The organism is Mesorhizobium sp. M5C.F.Ca.ET.164.01.1.1, assembly GCF_004792125.1.
Taxonomy (GTDB): domain Bacteria; phylum Pseudomonadota; class Alphaproteobacteria; order Rhizobiales; family Rhizobiaceae; genus Mesorhizobium; species Mesorhizobium wenxiniae.
Genome location: NZ_SRTG01000008.1, coordinates 57,776 through 77,006 on the forward strand (window position 1 = coordinate 57,776; position 19,231 = coordinate 77,006).

Sequence of the window (19,231 nt, forward strand, 5' to 3'; positions counted from 1 at the left end):
GCTGACGGCTCGCCTATGCTTCGACAGGTTTGCGTTTGAGATCGATCACGGCGAGCAGCACGACCCAGATGAGGAGCACCAGGCTGCCCGGCATGTTGGCCGCCATGGCGATATCGGAGAAACCTGTTGCCGCCGTGGCGACGCCGCCAATCAGGACGCCAACAGCCCCTGCTCTGCCGAGCAACGACATCCAGACTGGACAGTGCTTCGCCTGTTGCAACGCGATGCTGGCGAGCAGGACGGTCAGGCCGAGCAGCGCGGCACTCACCGCGGCAAAGCCGATTTCGATCTGCCGCACCGCAAAGGCAGCGTTGAACAGCGATGCCTTTGCCGCATCGTCAGCCATGGCCCATGCGTTGACCATGGCCTTCAGTGCGATGCCGTCGACTGCCTGCAAAGCCGCCGCAGCCGCAAGCGACGCCGCGCCAAATACGATGGTGAGCAGAGCAGAGCCCCGCGCCGGACCGTCGAACAGACGGCCAATGATCAAAAGCATGCCGGCGACCATCGCCACGACACCGGCAAGTTGGGCCATGTGACTAAACAACCAATTGTGGTCGGCGGAATACTCACCGAAGGCGCGAAGCGCATCATTCGGGTCCTCATGCATCGGATGCAGCAGCGTTCCGACGAAAGTCAGCACGGCACCTGCGATCAGCAGCGCCGACGAGACACCTGCCTGATTGCGCGGCCGTGGTCTTGCGTTCATAGCCCTATTCAATCCCGAGCTTGGTCTTGACGAGGTCGTTGACCGCTTGCGGGTTGGCCTTGCCGCCCGTCGCCTTCATCACCTGGCCGACGAACCAGCCGGCCATGGTCGGCTTGGCCCGCGCCTGCTCGACCTTGTCCGGATTGGCTGATATCACCTCGTCGACCGCCTTTTCGATGGCGCCGCTGTCGGTGACCTGCTTCATGGCACGGCTTTCGACCAACTGGCGCGGATCGCCGCCTTCGTTCCAGACGATCTCGAACAGATCCTTGGCGATCTTGCCGGAGATGGTGCCCTCCGTGATCAGGTCGATGACCGCGCCGAGCTGATCGGGCGAAACCGGAGCATTTTCAATACCTTTGCCGGCTCTGTTCAACGCGCCCAGCAGATCGTTGATGACCCAATTGGCGGCGAGCTTGCCGTCGCGACCAGCGGCCACCTTCTCGAAATAGTCGGCGACCGCCTTTTCCGACACCAGGATCGAGGCGTCGTAGGGCGACAGGCCAAGCGAGGAGATCAGCCGCGCCTTCTTGGCGTCGGGCAGTTCAGGCAGATCCTTTGCCAACGCATCGACATAGGCCTGGTCGAATTCCAGCGGCAGAAGATCGGGATCCGGGAAATAGCGGTAGTCGTGCGCTTCTTCCTTGGAACGCATCGAGCGCGTCTCGCCCTTGTTGGGGTCGAACAGCCGCGTTTCCTGGTCGATTTTGCCGCCATCCTCGAGGATGGCGATCTGGCGGCGCGCCTCGTAGTCGATGGCCTGGCCGATGAAGCGGATGGAGTTGACGTTCTTGATCTCGCAGCGCGTGCCGAATTCGCCGCCGGGCCGGCGCACCGAGACGTTGACGTCGGCGCGCAACGAGCCTTCGTCCATGTTGCCGTCGCAAGTGCCGAGATAGCGCACGATGGTGCGCAGCTTGGTGACATAGGCCTTGGCCTCGTCGGCGGAGCGCATGTCGGGCTTGGAGACGATCTCCATCAACGCCACGCCGGAGCGGTTGAGGTCGACATATGACATCGTCGCATGCTGGTCGTGCATCGACTTGCCGGCATCCTGCTCCAGATGCAGGCGCTCGATGCCGACCTCGATGTCCTCGAATTCGCCCTGCCGGTCCGGGCCGACCGAGACGATCACCTTGCCCTCGCCGACGATCGGCTGCTTGAACTGCGAGATCTGATAGCCCTGCGGCAAATCGGGATAAAAATAGTTCTTCCGGTCGAAGACCGACTTGTGGTTGATCTCGGCCTTCAGCCCGAGGCCGGTACGGATCGCCTGCTTGACGCATTCCTCGTTGATGACCGGCAGCATGCCCGGCATCGCCGCATCGACGAGGCTGACATTGGCGTTTGGCGGCGCGCCGAAAGCCGTCGAGGCGCCGGAGAACAGCTTTGCTTGCGAGGTCACCTGCGCGTGCACCTCGAGGCCGACGATGATTTCCCAGTCGCCGGTGGCACCTGATATCAGGCGTTTGGCGTCGGGCGTGCGGGTGTCGATGAGGGTCATGGCGATCCGGATAATTGTTGTTCACGTTTGTCTGGCGTTGTCGGTCGACAAAATCAAGCGTTCGCTAGATCAATCGGCCGGAGCTGGCAAGGGAGCCCCTGTTGACCGAGATCCCCGCTGTTGACCGTGATCCCCCTATTGACCGAGATCAATGTCGTCGGTTGCCAACACGGCAATGATTGCTATGAGGCAGGAGTGACCGACATGAGTTTTCTCGACTATTTGATTTCAGTCGACGCCAGAACCGCATTGATGGGTCGCATGATGCAGAAGTTGGGCGTCGACCGGCAATTGAAAACCGTACCCGACCACGAAGCCGTCACCCGTCGCGCCGTCGACCGCTGCCGTTCGTGCGGCCACCAGGACGAATGCGCGATTTGGATCGACGAAAACGAGCAACCGAACGATCCGCCGGACTATTGCCGCAACCGTGACCTGATCGCACGGCTGCAACATGCGGCCGGCCTGCGCTAGAGAACGGACGGCTGAACAGGTGGGCGGTCACGCCGTCGCGATGTAGGCCCTGATCTCCGCGGCCTCGCGCTCGACATCCTCGATGCGCCGCTTGACCACATCACCTATGGACACGATGCCGTCGAGCAGGCCGTCCTTTTCCACCGGCAGATGGCGGAAACGGCCACTGGTCATGATCTCCATGACCTCGTTGACGGTGTGGTTCTCATTACAGATCTTCACCTTGGGCGTCATTGCCGAACGCACCGCGATATCCAGTGCGGCGGCTCCTTCCCTGGCGAGGACCCGCACGACGTCGCGCTCGGAAAGAATACCGACGATCTTATGATCGCCATTGGTGATGACCAGCGCACCGATCCTGTGTTCGGCCAGGATGCGAATGGCCTCGCTCAGTTTTTCGTTCGGCCCGAGCGTCAACACGTCATGGCCTTTCTGCTCGAGAATTGCCTTAACAGTCACGGCGTCCTCCTCAGTTTTACTTGCCGGTTCCTGCCCTGACCGGCTTTCCTTCTGCGCATGACCCCGAAAATCGGCCTCGATTTTCGGAAGGATCATGCGCAAATCAAAGTTCTACAGCGTCCTTTGCGCGTCCAAGAGGACGCGCGGCGCTGTAGTGAACATCGTGCGCCGCGATCGATTGCATTTCAAGTGCGGCGATGCTTAAGCCGTGAACTCATCCGGCTGCTGCCGTCGATCGAAAGCGCGCAGGCCGAAGAAGCCCGCGACGAAACCGCCAATATGCGCCTCCCAGGCGATCTGGCTGTCGATGCCGGGCGCGAAGGCAACGAGGCCGGTGGCGAGATTGATCACCATCCAGATGGCAAGAAAAGTCACAACGCCGCGCGAGCGGAACACCGCCGCCATCGGCAGCGGCGCGCCGGCGAAGGCGGCTTTGCCGGACGAGCGGTCCGTGCGGAAGCCAAAGCGGGCGGCGGCCCCCATCATGCCGGAAATCGCCCCCGATGCGCCGACCAGCGGCGCCAGGCCGAGCGGATGCACGGCCCAGAACAGCACCACCGCCGCCAGCCCCGTCGCCGCGAAGAACAGACTGAAACGAAGCGCGCCGAAGCGGTTCGCCAGCGGTGAGCCGAAAGCCGCCAGCCACACCATGTTGACGGCAAGATGAGCAAAGCCACCATGCAGGAAGGCATAAGTGAAGGGGGTCGAAAACGCGTAGAAATCGAGGTCGAAGCGACCAGAATAGCGGATCGGAATGAAGGCGGTCCGGATCAGCAGGGAGAAATCCTGGTCCTCGGTGAGCCAGTAGAGCCGGATCAGATGAACGACGACGCAGATGCCGATCACCGCCAGCACAACCGGCGGCATGTTGAATACCGGCTCGCGACGGCGCTCCGGCTCGCGGCCGACAGGTCCGCCCTCGCGCTGTTCGATTTCTGATGGGCTTGGTTCGCTCATATGGCTCGCACTCAGTCGCTGGATTCGACTTCGCGAGCATGTAGATCACGGTCACCCGATTCACAAAGGGCGAATCGCCCCACCGCAATTCAAAACCGGGGCGAATCAAAATTGGCGCGAATCAAAAAGAAGCCGTCCAAGGTTGCCCTTGAACGGCTGGTCGAGCCCCCGTGCTCCCCCAAACTCTTGACTGAACTGCTGCCGATCGCTGCGAAACGACCGCTTTTGGAGTGGTTTTAGCGTGCCACGGGCGTGGGCGGGGCGCAACGTAAACCACTTGTTAACCTTAACGACCCCGACCCGTGAACAAGTGTTAACGATGCTGGCACGCATCCTGCTGCGCAACGCATGTAGGTCCTCGGAGGGCGCCCTTCTGTTCACCGATGGGACATCAGACGACAGATTGCGCGGAGCAGCATAACATGAACCAGAACGGATCGATCACGCTGTTCCATTATTGGAACCGGCTGCGTGACGGGCGCCCTGCCCCAAAGCGTTCGGAAGTCGAGCCAGCCGACATTAAGTCGCTGCTGGCCGACACATTCATCCTGGAAAAGGATACGCGCGGCGAAGCGGTATTCCGGCTCGCCGGCACCAGGCTTTGCGCGGTCTATGGCCGTGAACTCAAGGGGTTTTCCTTCCCCTCTCTATGGCGCGAGAAGGACCAGCGGCTTATCTCGAAACTGATCCACGGCGTCTTCGATCAGAAATCCGTATTGCTCATCACCTATGAAGGTTTCAGCCGCACCGACCGTTCCAGCAAGTTCGAGCTGCTCGCCCTGCCGCTCGACGGCGGCGTCGAAAATCCGCGCTGCCTCGGCGTGATAAGCGCCGCTGAAAAACCCTTCTGGCTGGGCGCGGACCCGATCGCCGACGCCCTGATCGATTCGATCAGGGTCGTCGATCCGGAGAAGGAACCGATATTCGCCAAGAACCGGCTGGCCATCGACGTTCCCTCGCTTGTCCCGCCGGAACTCGATCCGCCCCAGACGATTTCGGCGCTCGGCCCGGCGCGCCGCATCCGCCATCTGGTCGTGTTCGACGGCGGGCGCGGGGAATAATCTAAAACCCTAAAGTAGCGGTGTCAGGCTTTCCCCTTTGTTAACCCGCTTCGCTGTAGCTTTCTGACGAAGTTCCTCGCATCAACGCGTGGAATGCCAGACGGGGTGTAGGCAGTCATGAGGTCAGCGGCGGTCGACACCGCACCGTCCCGAGCTGAAAGGCGTAACTTTCAGCGCGTTCGCGTGAAAATCTACGGACGCTTCATGCTGGAGGATCGCACCGAACATCCGTGCCAGGTGGTCGATATGTCGCCGGGCAATGTAGCGCTTCGCACCGAGCGCATCGGCATGCCGGGCGAGAAAGTCATCGCCTATATCGATCACATCGGCCGCATCGAAGGCGTCGTCACCCGCATCCTGCAGGATGGTTTCGCGATGACGGTCATCGCCTCGGAACGCAAGAAGGACAAGCTTGCCGCGCAGTTGACCTGGCTCGCCAACAAGCACGAGCTCGATCTGCCGGAAGATCGTCGTCACGAACGTGTGGCGCCGCGCAATCCGACCAGCGTGCTTCAGCTCAGTGATGGGCGCCAGTACCAGTGCCGCATTATCGACCTGTCGCTTTCGGGCGCCGCGGTCGAGATCGACGTCAAGCCGGCAATCGGCATCCAGGTCATGCTCGGCACGATGCGCGGCCAGGTGGTGCGCCATTTCGAGGACGGCGTCGCCATCGAGTTCGCGGTCATCCAGCGGCCCGAAACACTCGATTCCGAATTCAACGCACCCGGCACCTGACAAACAACACAGTTTACCGCAATCGAACCGGCCCATTTCGGCCGGTTTTTTGTTGCCCCGATGCCGCGCCAAGGCGCCGCGCCGGCCGATACGGCTCCGCGAGAACGCCCTCAACAATTTTGTACTGGAATGATTCAAATTTTATGTTTATTCTATAGGGGTTTTACTTAATGTCTACTTCGAGCCTTTGCGTCGAATAAATCCAATCGTGTCATTGTCTCCTCAAACGGGGAGACTGGACGATGAAGAAGACGAGGGGCAAGCTGTTGCTCTTGGCAATGGCGATGCAGCTTACCGCCTGGGGAACGGCGTATGCAGCGGGACCTGCCTTCATGCACACCGGCAGCCGCACCACACAGCCGGTCGGCCATTACGAGTTCTGTCAGAAGATTCCGCAGGAATGCAATCAGCGGACGCCGAAGCAGGCGCCGATCGAGCTGACCCGCAAGCTGTGGGCGAAGATCGTGAGCATCAACAATTCGGTCAACAGCAAGATCGCGCCACGCACCGATATGGAACTGTGGGGCAAAGAAGAAGTCTGGTCCTATCCCAACAGCGGCTTCGGCGACTGCGAGGACTATGCGCTGGAAAAGCGCCGCGCGTTGATGAGCATCGGCGTTCCGGCCGGCGACCTGCTGATGACGGTTGCGCGCCAGCCGAACGGAGACGGCCACGCGGTGCTGACCGTGCGCACCAGCCTTGGAGAGTTCATCCTCGACAATCTGGAAACCAGGGTGCTGTCCTGGACCGCTACCGACTATACCTACCTGAAGCGCCAATCGAGCCAGAATTCGGGCGCTTGGGTAATGATCAACGACGGCCGCTCCGACGCGGTCGCCAGCGTCCGCTAAGGACGCGACGCAAAAACCCGGTCGAGTCCCCACACTCCCCGTCCCCAACGACCGGGTTTTAGGAGCCGGCCCCGTCCCCGGGCCGGCTCCACCTTTTCAAGCGGCACCGGGCTTCTGGTGATGACAATCCGACTTGCGCGTTGGGAATGGCGGGAGATGACCGGTGCGGACATTGGTCCGATTGCGACAAATTCAGCGGCGCAATAAGCTTCGGCCATGAGCTACCAGGCGATGAAAATTCAAGTGATCTGTGATCAGACTGTTCGGGAATGTTTCCTAGACGCTTGGTCACACTGAGAGGTTTCCGGGCACCCTCAGGACACAGAAGGAATCTGGATACAACTGAGCGCAAAGAAACCCACTTGAGACACAACTGAAACACATCGACGCGCTGGGCGACATGCATGCGAAACGTTTTGGGCGGATGGTCGAGCCGCACGCAGGCCAGAAGCGCAGGAGCGTCGCCAATGACACCCGACCAGATTCGACTTGTCCAGGATAGTTTCCACGAGGTCCTCCCGATACGCGTGGCAGCCGCGGCTCTGTTCTATGAACGCCTGTTCGCGATCGACTCGGATCTTCGCGCACTGTTTCTGGCGAGCGACATGCCCAAGCAAGGCGCAGAGCTGATGGCGAGCCTGGGCTCCGTCGTGCGCGGACTGGATCGTGCCAACACCGTCCTTCCGACCGTACGCGAGCTCGCCAAGCGTCATGTGGCCTGCGGTTTCAAGGAGCATCATTACCCGATTGTCGGGCAAGCGCTCATCGACACGATGGCGGCCGGCCTCGGCACGGCCTTCACGCCGGCGGTCCGCGAGGCTTGGGAGGCAGCCTATGCGTTGCTCGCAAGTGTGATGATCGCGGCTGCCCGCGAGGATCAGCTCGCAGCGTGAGGCATCCGATGCCGGAACAATCGGCACTTAAGTTAGCGATGTTCGCGCTTTGACACCAAACGCGCCCGTGGCCCAGCCCGGCGGCCGGGATTGACAGTGGCTGTCGATTCCCGTGGTTGCATACGCAGTTTAACGGATCCATTCCCTCGAATTCGACCATAATTCGACGGAGGCCCAAACGCTCACTCCCCTGGTCTTATCGCAACCTCCTCTAATCGACGGCGCGAATGGTCGCGTCGCGAGTCGCGCTACATTCAATGCCCGACCATCTGCTCAACGACATGGGCATCGGCCGCTCAGAGATCGATCACGTCACGTCCCTGCGGTTTACAATTGCCAACAGCGCTCAACGCGGTCGCTTGAACGCGAAATGATGCTGATCCACATTGACCCGGCCTGCTGAACAGGCTCGGCTCGACGGGCGCGAGAGGTTGCCCCGAAGTCGGGCCAGGCCTTCAACACAAGAATTACTCAACCGCGCAGTCCCTGGCGATCACCTCGCCGGGGTTTTGGCGCTTTGAACAAGGCCCACGTCTCGCAGATCGTTTCGTAGCGTGGAAGTATGTGGATCAAGCAATTCCATGGCAAATTCCACGAACGCAACCACCCTCGTTCAAACGCAGCGCCGTCACAAGGAAGCGGTCCGGCAAATTCGCCGCACTATTCACTTGGAGAAGACGATGCAACACACCACCAAGGCCTCAAGGCCACCGTTGAACGGCGTCGACACGCCGAACCTTCTGGCAACGATCAACTTTGTCGCCGGCCAGCCTGAACTGGCCAAGTTCCAGTTCCGCGCCCACAACGAGTGGGTCGAAGGCACCCACAGCAAGAGCGTCATGCTCGGCTTCCACGGCGCCGGCCAGGAACAGAAGCATGCCAAAGCCTATTACGCCGACAGCGACCACCCGGCCGTGCTGTGCGGCGCCGATCACGGCCCCACCCCGGTCGAATGGCTGCTGCATGCGCTCGCCAGCTGCCTGATGGCGGGCGTCGCCAACATCGCCGCGGCGCGCGGCATCAAGCTGACCAAGGTGCAGTGCTCGGTCGATGGCGACATCGATCTGCGCGGCATCCTCGGGATTTCCGACGAGGTCCGCAACGGCTTTCGGAACATCACGGTGGCGTTCGAAATCGAGGGCGATGCGCCGTCCGAGAAGCTCCAGCAACTGGTCGAGCAGGCACGGGCACGGTCCGCGGTCTTCGACGTGCTGACGAACGGTGTTTCCGTTTCGGTCGGTGTCAAAACCATCCAGTGATCCACCCGGAAAGGCGGTTCGGACGGGTGTCTGAACCGTCGCCCTCCAAAACTGATGGAAACAATATGGAACAGGCTGACGTTGTCATCGTCGGCGCTGGCCAGGCGGGCATCGCCTTGAGCCATTGCCTTCGAAAACGCGGGATCTCGCATGTCGTTCTGGAACGCGGGCGCATTGGCGAACGGTGGCGGTCCTCGACATGGCGTTCGCTCCGCCTTTTGACGCCCAATTGGCTGAACGCGCTGCCAGGCTCCCCATATTGTGGCTCCGAACCCGACGGCTACATGAGCAACGACGCGTTTGTGGAAACCCTGGTTGGCTATGCCCATCGATCGCAAGCGCCGGTGCGCTCGTACGTCAATGTCTTGTCGTGCGAACAGGATGGGCAAGGCTTCAGGCTGCGGACGACTGCCGGCGACTGGTCGGCGAAAGTCGTCGTTGTGGCCACCGGTCATTGCGACGTGCCGAGCATGCCCTTCCCGCTGCATTCCAGCGCGGACCAACCGGTCAGCATCCACGCTTCGCAGTACCGAAGTCCCGACCAGCTTGCGTCGGGCGGCGTGCTGGTTGTCGGCGCATCGTCGTCGGGCGTCCAGACTGCCGACGAGCTGCGACGCAGTGGCAGACGCGTAATCCTGTCCGTCGGCAAGCACACGCGTTTGCCGCGCATCTGGCGAGACAAGGATATCTTCTGGTGGCTCTACCATATGGGATTCATGTCCCAGCGGCTGGACGATTTGACAGATCCCGACAGCGCCAGACGACAGCCTTCACTTCAACTTGCCGGTCGGGCGGATCGCTCCAATGTCGATCTGGCGACCCTTCAGGGCATCGGAGTCGAACTCACCGGGCGGTTGAAAGGCATCTCGAACGGGACAATTGGCTTTGCAGATGATCTCAAAGATAGCATCACGGCGGCGGACGCCAAGCAGGACCGGCTCCTTCGCCAGGTCGACCAGTTTGCGGGTCACAAATCCATGGCCGGCGCCCCCGCCCCTATCGAGGTGCCGACGAATTGCCTCAAGCGCCTGTCGTTCGCGAACGACGACATCGGCACCATCATATGGGCGACCGGCTACAGCCGCTCGTTTTCATGGCTGAAACTGCCCGTCATCACCGCCGATGGCGAACTGGCCCACAAGGGCGGGATAACGACCGTCGCCGGCCTCTATGCGCTTGGCTTTCGCTTTCTGCGCAAGCGCGATTCCAATTTCATTGGAGGCGTTGGGCCGGACGCGCAAGCGATCGCCGACCATGTCTCACACTATCTCGGTCAGAGCGGCCTCAAGGCAGCATAAGGACATTCCGATGCTTTCCAATGTCGTCCCCGCACATTCTCACTACGACGCCATCATCGTCGGCGCGCGCTGCGCCGGAGCCTCGACGGCAATGCTGCTCTCCCGGGCAGGATTGCGGGTGCTGGCGGTCGACCGCCAGTCCTATGGATCTGACACGCTGTCTACACACGCGCTGATGCGACCAGCCGTCATGCAGCTTTCGCGTTGGGGCCTGCTCCAACCGTTGATCCAAAGCGGTGCGCCGGTGATCAGGTCTACCACTTTTCACTATGGCGAGCAGGAGGTCACGGTGCCCATTCGGCCCGAGCCAGACATTCCGGGCCTGATCGCTCCACGCCGCACGGTGCTTGATCGCATGTTGGTCGATGCAGCACGAGCCGCTGGAGCCACGATTATGCACGACACTCCGGTCCATGATCTCATGTTCGACGCACATCGCCGTGTTCGCGGCGTCACATTGAGAGACCCCGGCCGCCAAACTCGCGAGATAAGCGCCGATATCGTGGTTGGAGCAGACGGGCTCGGCTCGTTTATCGCTCGCAAGGTCGAGGCACGGACGCTGGTGCAGGGGCGGTGCTCGGTGGCACATGTCTTCGGCTACGCCGCCGCGCCGGCGTTCTCGGGATACCACTGGTATTTCGGCCGGAACCTATCCGGCGGCGTGATACCGACGAATGACGGGCTTGCCTGTATCGTCGCATCCGTTCCGACCGAGCGGTTTGACGCGGAGTTCCGTTTCGATCTTTCCGCCGCACAGCTTGCCCTCGCAGCGCTGGCACCCGGATTGGGATCGCGAATCTTCGGCAATGGTGGCGAATGTCTGAAGGCCTTCCGCGGCACGCCCGGCCGATTGCGGCAGGCATACGGCCCTGGGTGGATGCTGGTCGGCGATGCCGGCTTCTTCCGCGATCCGCTGACCTCGCATGGTATTTCCGACGCCCTGCGTGATGCCGAAGGGGCCGCGACGGCAATACTTTCCTGTCGCGAGTCCGCATTGCGGGAGTTCCAGGAAGTACGCGACAGCCTCGCGCTACCCATCCTTGAGACCACGGACGCCATCAGTGCCTTCGACTGGTCCCTCGAAGAGCTACCTGAACGCCACAAGCGCTTCAGCGAGGCGATGAAATCCGAAGTCGCTGTGCTCTTGGCCCGGGCGGCGCGCGATCGCGAGGTTCCGCCTCTCCCGCAAGGGCTAGTGACGTCGCAGCTAGAGGCAATCTGAAACACAAAACAAGGAGCAAGGCTATGCAAACGACCATACGATCCGGATGGTCCGGAGTCCGGTTCGGACAACCGGAAGTCGGGGCCAGTGCAGAGCGAAGGCGCATCACTCGGGCTAGCGACATCATTGCGTTCAGCGACATGACCGGCGACAGAAACCCACTCCACTACGATGATGTCCTATCCGCCCGAACCGTATTCGGCCGTCTCATAGTTCAGGGCGGTGTCACTTCCGGCCTTCTCAATGCTCTGGTGGCCGAGGACTTACCGGGACCCGGCAGCGTCTTTCTTGGCGTCGAGTGGAAGTTCCTCAAGGCCGTCGGTATCGGCGAGGAGATCGTCGCACGCGCGGAGGTGCTTAGCGTGCGGGAAGACAAGCCGATCTGCACGCTGTCAACCACCGTCGCAAACTCGGCAGGCGAGATTTGCCTGTCCGGCACGGCAACAACCTACACTGTGCCGCTCGATTAGCCGCCATAGGCTGCCGGGCGGCTCCGCATTTCCATGCTCTCCCACACGCTGTCTCCCTCCAACGGGCAGAACGCATGTTCGAGGAACTTAGCGGAATGGTCCGCTGCAAACCAAGGAGCCAACTTTATGAACATCTCATTCGGTATCTATGCAACCCCGACATCCACTCTGTGGAAAGACATCCGCAAAGGTCCGCCGCTCGAGGCAGTCCGGGAGCACCTCGACCGGGTGGTTAACTTCAGACGCCTTTGCGAGATCGCTCGCAGGGCTGAGGTCCGGTGACGGAGTACGGGTCAAATGCGATGGCGGGCGTGGAGACACGTCCGCCATCGGTTTGGGTGTTGCGAACCCAAATGCTTCGTCGCTAATGTAAGGCCGACCATACGGTTAGGACAACCGGATTGAGCTCGGCCTTCGAAGTAAGGGTCTTTGGCGACCTCACGGTTCGCCGTGACGGCGAGCCTGTGGCCCTAACGCAATCGCGCAAGACGCGGGCGTTACTCGCCTATCTGGCCGTGCAGCAAAAGCAGCAGCGCCGCGAGTGGCTTTGTGAGATGTTCTGGGACGTCCCTGATGATCCTCGGGGCGCGCTGCGTTGGAGCCTTTCAAAGCTGCGCCAGATCTTAAACGCCGACGGCGAGACCCGGCTTGCGGCCGATCGCAACGTGGTCCAACTGAAGCCGGGATCGATCTGGCTCGACTACGATCTGATCAGGGGCCTGTCGGCCGATGCGGTTGGTTCGCTGCCTACAGAGCGTCTGGAAGCGATCGCTGCGGCTTTCGCCGGCCCGTTCTTGTCGGACCTCTATCTGCCGCGCTGCCAGGCGTTCGAGGCTTGGCGCGTCTATTGTTCGAACGAGACCGAGATTCTGCACCTGAAGGCGCTACGCGCCCTGATCGATCGCCTGGGCGACGAGCCTGAGCGGGCGCTTCCCCACCTGCACACGCTGCAGTCACTTCTTCCGGACAATGATCTAGCAGACGAGATCGCCCGCATTAACGATCAGGCTCGACTGACCGTCGCCGCTGCCCCGATCCGAAGTGGCACGACGGCTGGACCTGTTAGCCGGCCGGCCCCCGAACCTCCGCTGACGGGGCCTGTGCCCGAACCCGTCCCGTCGCCTTCGACGAAGGTTTCGTCAGGTAAGCAGCAGATACGCTACGTCAATGCCCGCGATGGTACCCGGATCGCCTATGTCATCAGCGGATCCGGGCCAGCGATCGTGCGTGCCTCGCACTGGATGTCCCATCTCGACTTCGATTGGGAAAGCCCGGTTTGGGGACATTGGATCGACGGCCTGTCCAGCGGCTTCACGCTTGTACGCTACGACGGGCGCCTGAACGGCCTTTCCGACACGGTCTGTGAGGATGTGTCTTTCGATGCATTCGTCGACGATCTCGAATGCGTCGTAGAGGCCGTGGGCCTCGACCGTTTCGTCCTCCTTGGAATATCGCAAGGCTGTGCTCTCTCGGTCGAATACGCCATTCGCCATCCCGAGAAGGTCGCGGGTCTCTTGATTTGGGGGGGATATGTTCGTGGATGGCGAGCGCGCGGAAATGCGGCGGAGATCGTCAGACGCGAAGCAATCTCGGCGTTGATGCGCCAGGGCTGGGGTCAGGATGACCCATTGTTCCGCCAAATGTTCACCAACCTGTTTATACCGGGCGCCAATCGCGTGCAGATGGATTGGTTCAATGAGCTGCAGCGCCGGACACTCACGCCGGAAAACGCGATGCGGTTGAGCTATGTCTTTGCCGACATTGATATATCGCGATCGCTTGAACGGCTGCATGTGCCAGCGCTCGTCCTGCATGCCAACGGCGACCGGGTCGCGCCTTTCTCGGAAGGTTTGGAGCTCGCCAGATCGATAACTGATGCCCGCTTCGTCGAACTGGAAAGCGCCAATCACATCCTTCTTGCCGAGGAACCCGCGTTCCGCAACTTCATTCTCGAGGCGTCGGCATTTGCCAACGAGGCGCTTCAGGCGCAAACGGTCGTTGCGGTCGACCCGAGGACCCGGCGACAGGCAACGATCCTGTGCGCCGATTTCCAATACGCCGAACCGGTGATGGAGAACCTGCCTCCCGATGTCGCGCTGGAGCGGGTCGATCCCTTCCTCATGCAGGCCACCGCACTCGTGCGCGACAACGGAGGAACGGTTCTGACGATTTCCGAGAACGAGCTCGTCGCGTCGTTTGGCGCGCCTGAGCCGCTCGAAGGACATGCTGCACTTGCCTGCCGGACCGCACTCGCGCTGCGCGAGCTCGCGCTGCGCCATGGCGATTGGATGACCGGCGTTCGTGCTGCCCTGGACACAGGTGTCGTGATCGTCAGACCGGCACGTGACGGGGCTTTGGAGGTGCGCGGCGGGCCGGTGTCCGTGGCCCATACGCTGAGCCAGGCGTTGGGGCGCGATCTCGTGGTGGCAACCGCCAGGACCCGGGCATCGGCTGGCGGCTTCGTCAGTATGGAAGCGCTGGCAGCGCCACTTCTGTCGGAATACCCGAAGAACCAGCGGCTCTTTGAAGTGATCGAGATCAGGCGGGGCCGCTCGCGCTGGCAGTTGCGCGCCGAAACGCAGCTGTCGCCGTTCGTCGGCCGCGAGATGCAGCTGCAGATTCTGAACAAGGCCTGGCATGACGTATTCGACGGCGAAGGTCAGACGATTTTCGTGGTCGGCGATCCCGGTCACGGCAAGTCGCGTGTCACGCATGAATTCGTTGGGGCCATCCCTCACGATGATGCTGAGAATCTGGAGGTCGGCGCGCTCGAAACGGACCTGCGCAGCGGCTTCGTCGTAATTCGGAAGCTGCTGCAAACCCTGTTCGGCGTGGGCGACACCGAAGCGCCGCCAATCGCAATCGAAAAGGTACTGGCCGCGCAAAGCGCGCAACGCTTCGATGAGCGGCTCCTCGATCCGATCATGGCAGTCATGGAACTGCCCGTTCAGGATCCGAACTGGGCTATCATTTCTGGCCAGGAACGATCCCGGCGCATGCAGGAAGCAGCGGTTGGGCTTCTGCTCTTCCTTGGCCGCAGGAAGCCCGTCGTTCTCCTGGTCGAGGACCTTCATTGGATAGACGCCGAGAGTGAGGGGGTCCTGGTGCGGCTGGCGCAGGCACTGCCCACTGTCCGCTGCCTGCTTATCCTGACCTGTCGACCCGAATACGATCGCGGTGCCTTCGCCGCTGCAGGACCTTCCGAAATCCGCCTGCCGGCGTTCAATACGGCCGAAGCAGCAGCATTTCTTGACTACCTGGTTGGCAGGGACCCTGAGCTGGCGCAGCTCCGCGGTGCAGTCGGGGATGCGTGCAAAGGCAATGCATTGTTCCTGGAAGAGACCGTCCGCGCTCTCGCCGAGACCGGCAAGCTGGAAGGGCAGCCGGGCCGCTACCGGCCTTCTGGCGAGGTCGACGAGATCGTCGTTTCGGCGAGTATTCAGACGATCGTCGACGCTCGCTTCGAACGTCTCGACAAGGATTCGAAGCGGGTAGCCGAGGTCGCCTCGATCTTCGGCGGAGAGATTCCGGTGCCCTTGCTACGAAGGATGGCGACTCTGTCGAGCCTGCGCTTCGATGCCGCCCTCCAGAATTTGAAGAAGGCCGATCTCCTAGTGGAGCTTCAGGTTTTTCCCGAGGCTTTCGTCCGCTTCAAGCACGTCCTCATCCGAACTGCTGTGTCAGGACGTATCGTATCGTCGGCGCTCATTGAGCTCCACAGGACTGCGCTTGCCGAATTGAAGGCCCATTACGCGGACCGGCTTGAGGAGCACAGTGAACGCCTGGCCAGACACGCGCAACAGGCTCACCTCTGGGTCGAAGCCGTCGGCTATCTTCTGATCTCGGCTCGCAAGGTTATCAGGCGGTCGGCGCACGTCAGTGCACTTGAGCAGCTGGACCTTGGGGTCAGGCTGCTGAGGAGCAACGATGTCGCCGACGCCGATGAGCAAGAGATCGAGTTCCAGCTCGCGAGGGGCGTGGCCCTCATGGCGGCTCGTGGCTGGGGTGCGACCGAAGTGCTCGCCGCGTTCGAGCGCGCCGAGGAACTTTGCGGTAAGATCGGCGACCAGGCGCGTCTGTTCACGGCGCTGCGCGGGAGAGCCCAATACTACATGCTTAGCGGTAAGCCGGCAGCGGCGCAGGAACTGGCCTGCCGATGGGCTGGCATGGCTAAGGACGACAGCGATCCCGGTCTCGCGATCGAGACCGAGCACATGTTCTGGACAAACAATTTCTTCCTTGGGGAGACCGCGGCGGCCCAGAACCATGCGGAACGCGCCATCGGCCTCTACGACCCCGACCGCGATCATTATCTGACGTACAAGTACTCCGGTCATGACCCGGGCGTCTGCTGCCGCTGCTTCTCGGGATTGTCAGCCTGGCTGGCCGGCGAGCCGGATAAGGCAAGGCTACGGTGCGAAGACGCAACCGGGCTCGCTGGACGTTTCGAGCATCCGCTGAGCATGGCGCTTGCGTATTGGGGGACCAGCTACCTCCATATGTTCGCGGGGGAGCCTGAGGCCGCGCTTCGGGCGGCAGAAAGCGAGTTGCAGATAGCAGAGAAGTTCCAGTTGCCGCTCCTTGTCGGCCAAGCCGCGTTCCAGGTTGGATGGGGGCAATTCCGGCTTGGGGAACGGGGGGCCGGCCTGCGCGGCATGGAGGAAGCTATATCTGCCATTCGCCGGACCGGCGCTGAAATGGGGCTGCCCTACCTGATAGGCCTTTACGCCGAAGCGCTGGGCGACAGCGGCAGGCTGGACAGCGCTCGCAAGTCGGTTGAAGCTGCCCTCGAGCTCGGCCGCTACAACGGAACCTATTTCCAGCTCGCCGAAGTACTTAGGATCGAAGCCTGTATCCGCGAAAAGAGCGGTGGCGGACCTGACGAGATCGAGACGATGCTCCACAAGGCTGCGAACGTCGCTACCTTGCAGCGTTCCGCGATTGGCCAACTGCGTATCGCTGTGGAACTCGCTCGCTGTCTTCGAAGCCTTGGAGATGTCGAGAAAGCGCGTGAATTTATCGCGCCTCACGGCGAGCTTGTCGGTAAGCTCAACGACAGCCAGGATGCGCGGGCGGCGCGTGAGTTCTTCTAGCCAACGTGGCTACGTGACGCGTGCCCAGCAACCGCGCCGCCGCCACTGCGGCTGAATAAGCATCCGGCTACGCTAGGTTTTCGAAATCCAGTATGCGTCGGTGAAGCCGACATGCCTCCCTTCACGGTGATACCGCGTTAGTCCGGCAGGCCCGCCTTGCGAAGGCCTTCGATATATCTGCTGCGATCATCCGGTCGATAAAATGGCGGCAGCACCTCGGCGAGATTCGAAAGCCGCAGCAGCGGATCGAACTCGCAGATCCGGGCCATCATTTGCTGCGCTTCCGATAGGCGCCCCGCAAGGGCATGACCCGCCGCCACTACACGCATCGCGCTCACGTAGTTCGGCTGGTGCCGCAGCGACTTTCCCGCCCAAGCGACAGCGTCATCGTAGTGGCCGGCACAAAAATGAGCGAGCCTGGTGTTGAACTGCCAAGCGAACAGGCGTGGATCCAATGGGCTTAGGCGCATCGCAAGCGCGGCGTGCTCGACGGCCTTGCCTGGCTCGCCCAAGCAAGCCCTCACCCAGCTGCTGACGCCCAAAGCAGCCGCCAAGTTCGGGTTGAGAGCGAGCGCGCGATCGATGCAAGCCGCACTGTCATCAAGGTCGCCGCTTACGTAGCCGAGGACGTATCCGCCGTAGGAAAGCGCAATTGCATCATCCCATCCGAGTTCGACCGCTCTCCTGGCCAGTCGAGTAGCCTCGGCAATCTCTTCCGCGCGGTCGACCATCCAGCCATTGCTCTTTCGAGTGGCGTAGCACCGCGCCGCCCGCGCATGGGCTATCGCGAACTCCGGGTCACGGTCGATCGCTTTCATGAAGAGGCGCAAGGCATCGTCAATGGCCGATCTACTAGTGATCGTCCGGTCGAAGGCCGCCAGCCCGCGGAGATAGTAGTCGTAAGCGTCAAGGCATTCTGTCGGCTTGCGCTTGGCACGCTCGATCTCAGCCTCCTCCACCTTCGGGGTGATTGCGCCGACTATGCTCGAGGCGACCTGGTCCTGCAGATCGAACACTTCGGCGAGCGTTCCGTCAAAACGATCGGCCCAGAGGTAGGCCCCCGTCGAGGTGTCGATGAGCTGCCCGGCGATGCGCAGGCGGTCACCCGCCCGGCGCACACTTCCCTCGACCACATAGCGCACGCCCAGCTCACGCCCGACCTGCTTTATGTCTATGGACCGTCCCTTGTAGGCAAAGCTCGAATTCCGTGCGACCACGAATAGGTGGCGGAAGTGAGCCAGGGCGGTGACGATGTCTTCCACCATACCGTCGGCAAAATATTCCTGCTCGACATCACCGCTTAAATTCTGGAACGGCAGCACCGCAATTGATGGCTGGTCGTCATGTCTCGTTGGGACTGGCAGCACCCGCGCCGGCGCCGCGACGCCAGAGCTTGGCCCCGGCCGCTGATGTCCAGTTCGATCGCGGGACTGCAGGGAAGCCGCCAGTGAGCTTGTCTGCGCCTCCGGCTCCGCGTCCAGCTGCTTTTTCAGAACAGTCCGACAGAGCTCGAATTGGCGCAAGGCGGCGTTTTCGTGACCCCGATGAGCGTGGATCCGGATCAGCGCCCGATGGGCGGCCTCCGCGGTAGGATCTGAGGCGAGCAATCTCTCCGCGAGCCCTTCGCAGGCCGTCTCTTCCGCTGAGCCGGGTATGGGCAGCGCGAGGCTCAGCCGATCGACCAACTGCAGCGCCTTGCGCTGATATCTGTTCAGATAGGGTCCAAACCACTCATCCAGTTCCTCAGGAATGGCTTCCCCTGCAAGCACCCCGCCGCGGTAGAGGTCCGCGGCGAAGGCGAGATCGGTCGCTCGGCCCTCCTCCAGTTTCCGGTCGAAGATCGAAATGTCCGCGTCATCCGGGCCGGTAATCAGCGCGACGGCTTCGTGATCCCCGTCGATGTAGACGGTGGCATCCTTGCTGGTCGGGAACGAGCGCCGTATGTCGACCAGCGCTTGCCGCAAACTGTTGCGAGCCTGGCCATTGCTTCGTCCCGGCCAAAAGGCTTCGGAAAGCTGCTCGCGACGATGGCCGCGGCGGCCCGCCAGCACCAGGGCAGCAAAAAGAAGCGAACTCTTGCGCGTGGCGAAACGGACGGGCCGGCGCTCCGGCGAAGTAACCTCGAGGCCGCCCAGCAACCTGATGCGCAAAGATGGTCTCCAGACTTTGACCGCCGCGGCAGAATACATTTCGAAAGACAGTTTTAACACCGATTTAACGGCAGCTCGTCGGACTTTTCCGTTCTT

The 19,231-nt window shown here is 61.6% G+C and carries 15 protein-coding genes; 10 read left to right on the forward strand and 5 right to left on the reverse strand.

What is annotated here, in order from left to right; all coding sequences use genetic code 11:
- Positions 1 to 13: 13 nt before the first annotated feature.
- Both EN807_RS28520 and gatB read right to left on the reverse strand, forming a co-directional pair.
- Positions 14 to 709, reverse strand: a complete 696-nt coding sequence (locus EN807_RS28520; protein WP_135937604.1) for a hypothetical protein — start codon at positions 707 to 709, stop codon at positions 14 to 16.
- A 4-nt stretch (positions 710 to 713) separates the two neighbouring features.
- The gene (gatB, locus tag EN807_RS28525; RefSeq protein WP_135937605.1) at positions 714 to 2,213 is read right to left on the reverse strand and encodes an Asp-tRNA(Asn)/Glu-tRNA(Gln) amidotransferase subunit GatB; all 1,500 of its coding nucleotides are present in this window, start codon (positions 2,211 to 2,213) and stop codon (positions 714 to 716) included.
- A gap of 138 nt (positions 2,214 to 2,351) precedes the next feature.
- Here gatB and EN807_RS28530 point away from each other — a divergent pair, with 138 nt between their 5' ends.
- On the forward strand, positions 2,352 to 2,687 hold the full coding sequence (locus EN807_RS28530) for a DUF6455 family protein (RefSeq protein ID WP_246684404.1): 336 nt from the start codon (positions 2,352 to 2,354) through the stop codon (positions 2,685 to 2,687).
- 27 nt (positions 2,688 to 2,714) lie between these two features.
- Here the strand turns inward: EN807_RS28530 and EN807_RS28535 are convergent, their stop codons facing one another.
- Positions 2,715 to 3,146, reverse strand: a complete 432-nt coding sequence (locus EN807_RS28535) for a CBS domain-containing protein (RefSeq protein WP_023798170.1) — start codon at positions 3,144 to 3,146, stop codon at positions 2,715 to 2,717.
- A gap of 201 nt (positions 3,147 to 3,347) precedes the next feature.
- Positions 3,348 to 4,103, reverse strand: a complete 756-nt coding sequence (locus tag EN807_RS28540; RefSeq protein WP_135937606.1) for a rhomboid family intramembrane serine protease — start codon at positions 4,101 to 4,103, stop codon at positions 3,348 to 3,350.
- Positions 4,104 to 4,525: 422 nt separating this feature from the next.
- Here EN807_RS28540 and EN807_RS28545 point away from each other — a divergent pair, with 422 nt between their 5' ends.
- The 9 genes from EN807_RS28545 (at position 4,526) to EN807_RS28590 (ending at position 16,985) form a co-directional block, all read left to right on the forward strand.
- Positions 4,526 to 5,164 (forward strand): PAS domain-containing protein, encoded by a 639-nt coding sequence (locus EN807_RS28545; RefSeq protein WP_135937607.1) that lies wholly within the window; start codon positions 4,526 to 4,528, stop codon positions 5,162 to 5,164.
- Between the two features lie 117 nt (positions 5,165 to 5,281).
- On the forward strand, positions 5,282 to 5,899 hold the full coding sequence (locus tag EN807_RS28550) for a PilZ domain-containing protein (RefSeq protein WP_065008196.1): 618 nt from the start codon (positions 5,282 to 5,284) through the stop codon (positions 5,897 to 5,899).
- A gap of 242 nt (positions 5,900 to 6,141) precedes the next feature.
- On the forward strand, positions 6,142 to 6,750 hold the full coding sequence (locus tag EN807_RS28555) for a transglutaminase-like cysteine peptidase (RefSeq protein WP_135937608.1): 609 nt from the start codon (positions 6,142 to 6,144) through the stop codon (positions 6,748 to 6,750).
- Between the two features lie 467 nt (positions 6,751 to 7,217).
- Positions 7,218 to 7,643, forward strand: coding sequence for a globin family protein (locus EN807_RS28560; protein WP_135937609.1), 426 nt, complete (start codon positions 7,218 to 7,220; stop codon positions 7,641 to 7,643).
- 680 nt (positions 7,644 to 8,323) lie between these two features.
- A complete protein-coding gene (locus EN807_RS28570; protein ID WP_135937611.1) occupies positions 8,324 to 8,902 on the forward strand; it encodes an OsmC family protein in 579 nt (192 codons plus the stop codon).
- Between the two features lie 65 nt (positions 8,903 to 8,967).
- Positions 8,968 to 10,200, forward strand: a complete 1,233-nt coding sequence (locus tag EN807_RS28575; protein WP_135937612.1) for an NAD(P)/FAD-dependent oxidoreductase — start codon at positions 8,968 to 8,970, stop codon at positions 10,198 to 10,200.
- Positions 10,201 to 10,210: 10 nt separating this feature from the next.
- Positions 10,211 to 11,422 (forward strand): NAD(P)/FAD-dependent oxidoreductase, encoded by a 1,212-nt coding sequence (locus EN807_RS28580; protein ID WP_135937613.1) that lies wholly within the window; start codon positions 10,211 to 10,213, stop codon positions 11,420 to 11,422.
- A 23-nt stretch (positions 11,423 to 11,445) separates the two neighbouring features.
- On the forward strand, positions 11,446 to 11,892 hold the full coding sequence (locus EN807_RS28585; protein WP_135937614.1) for a MaoC family dehydratase: 447 nt from the start codon (positions 11,446 to 11,448) through the stop codon (positions 11,890 to 11,892).
- Positions 11,893 to 12,293: 401 nt separating this feature from the next.
- On the forward strand, positions 12,294 to 16,985 hold the full coding sequence (locus EN807_RS28590) for an alpha/beta fold hydrolase (protein ID WP_135937615.1): 4,692 nt from the start codon (positions 12,294 to 12,296) through the stop codon (positions 16,983 to 16,985).
- Between the two features lie 137 nt (positions 16,986 to 17,122).
- Here the strand turns inward: EN807_RS28590 and EN807_RS28595 are convergent, their stop codons facing one another.
- Complete coding sequence (locus EN807_RS28595) at positions 17,123 to 19,135, reverse strand: BTAD domain-containing putative transcriptional regulator (protein WP_135937616.1); 2,013 nt, start codon at positions 19,133 to 19,135, stop codon at positions 17,123 to 17,125.
- Positions 19,136 to 19,231 lie beyond the last annotated feature (96 nt).

What these genes read in the sequence shown, in the direction of transcription:
- EN807_RS28520 (WP_135937604.1), bottom strand. Translation starts at nt 709, where the DNA reads ATGAACGCAAGACCACGGCCGCGCAATCAGGCAGGTGTCTCGTCGGCG.
- gatB (WP_135937605.1), bottom strand. Translation starts at nt 2,213, where the DNA reads ATGACCCTCATCGACACCCGCACGCCCGACGCCAAACGCCTGATATCA.
- EN807_RS28540 (WP_135937606.1), bottom strand. Translation starts at nt 4,103, where the DNA reads ATGAGCGAACCAAGCCCATCAGAAATCGAACAGCGCGAGGGCGGACCT.
- EN807_RS28545 (WP_135937607.1), top strand. Translation starts at nt 4,526, where the DNA reads ATGAACCAGAACGGATCGATCACGCTGTTCCATTATTGGAACCGGCTG.
- EN807_RS28550 (WP_065008196.1), top strand. Translation starts at nt 5,282, where the DNA reads ATGAGGTCAGCGGCGGTCGACACCGCACCGTCCCGAGCTGAAAGGCGT.
- EN807_RS28555 (WP_135937608.1), top strand. Translation starts at nt 6,142, where the DNA reads ATGAAGAAGACGAGGGGCAAGCTGTTGCTCTTGGCAATGGCGATGCAG.
- EN807_RS28560 (WP_135937609.1), top strand. Translation starts at nt 7,218, where the DNA reads ATGACACCCGACCAGATTCGACTTGTCCAGGATAGTTTCCACGAGGTC.
- EN807_RS28570 (WP_135937611.1), top strand. Translation starts at nt 8,324, where the DNA reads ATGCAACACACCACCAAGGCCTCAAGGCCACCGTTGAACGGCGTCGAC.
- EN807_RS28575 (WP_135937612.1), top strand. Translation starts at nt 8,968, where the DNA reads ATGGAACAGGCTGACGTTGTCATCGTCGGCGCTGGCCAGGCGGGCATC.
- EN807_RS28580 (WP_135937613.1), top strand. Translation starts at nt 10,211, where the DNA reads ATGCTTTCCAATGTCGTCCCCGCACATTCTCACTACGACGCCATCATC.
- EN807_RS28585 (WP_135937614.1), top strand. Translation starts at nt 11,446, where the DNA reads ATGCAAACGACCATACGATCCGGATGGTCCGGAGTCCGGTTCGGACAA.